The 804-nt window shown below is 59.5% G+C and carries 2 protein-coding genes; one reads left to right on the plus strand and one right to left on the minus strand.

Annotation, left to right across the window (positions count from 1 at the left end):
- Window positions 1-417, plus strand: a 417-nt coding sequence (locus ACR0IO_RS23185) for a BMP family lipoprotein (protein WP_480745217.1), incomplete at its 5' end; no start/stop codon positions are given.
- Between the two features lie 61 nt (window positions 418-478).
- On the opposite strand, the gene ACR0IO_RS23190 is transcribed toward ACR0IO_RS23185, so the two are convergent.
- A partial coding sequence (locus tag ACR0IO_RS23190) for a 3-hydroxyacyl-CoA dehydrogenase family protein (RefSeq protein ID WP_480745219.1) occupies window positions 479-804 on the minus strand: 326 nt, incomplete at its 5' end.

An 804-nucleotide genomic window follows, 5' to 3' on the forward strand; every position in this document is an offset into this window, starting at 1 on the left:
CCGCATCAGGCCGCCCGTGAGGCAGGGGGCGTTTATACATTTGGTCAGGCGGCAGATATGGCGGAATATGGCCCGATGCCCCGTATTTCTTCGATCATCGACAACTGGGCGCCCTATTACATCGACCGCGTCCAGGCGGTGATCGATGGCACGTGGTCATCCGTGAACACGTGGGATGGCATCAGCGCAGGAATGGTTGGCATTGGCGAGATTTCCAATGTTGTGCCCGCAGACGTGAAGGCCGAGGCCGAAGCGCTGCGCGATGCAATCGCGGCGGGTGAATATCATCCGTTCACAGGGCCGATCAACAAGCAAGATGGCAGCCCATGGTTGGCTGAGGGCGAAACCGCGTCCGATGGCGACCTTGCGGGTATGTTCTTCTATGTCGAAGGGGTCGAGGGCGATATCCCGTCCTGATCCCAACCCTTATTGGGCGTGAAAGTGGGCGCATCTGCGCCCACTTTTTCTTTGCGGTGGGTTATAGTGCCTGATCTCCCTTTAGGCGTAGAAGCGCCACCAATGCAGCATCGCGGCGCGCGCGCAAATCTGCGCCGCCCATGCTCGCCAATTCCGCTTCGACACCTGCAACCAATTCCGCCTTGAGTGCCTCGGTCAGTTCGGGATGACCAAGGTCTTTCCATCGCGCCTCTTGCGTGGGGCCAAGATGGTCAAGATAAGCGCGATAGCCGCCCGCGCCACCGCCCAAGTGGTAGGTGAGATGTGGCCCCATCAAGGCCCATCTCAGACCTGGCCCATTGGCAATGGCGCGATCAATATCGGCGACATCCGCAATTCCTTTGGCCA

It is taken from the genome of Ruegeria sp. CE12 (assembly GCF_056537525.1).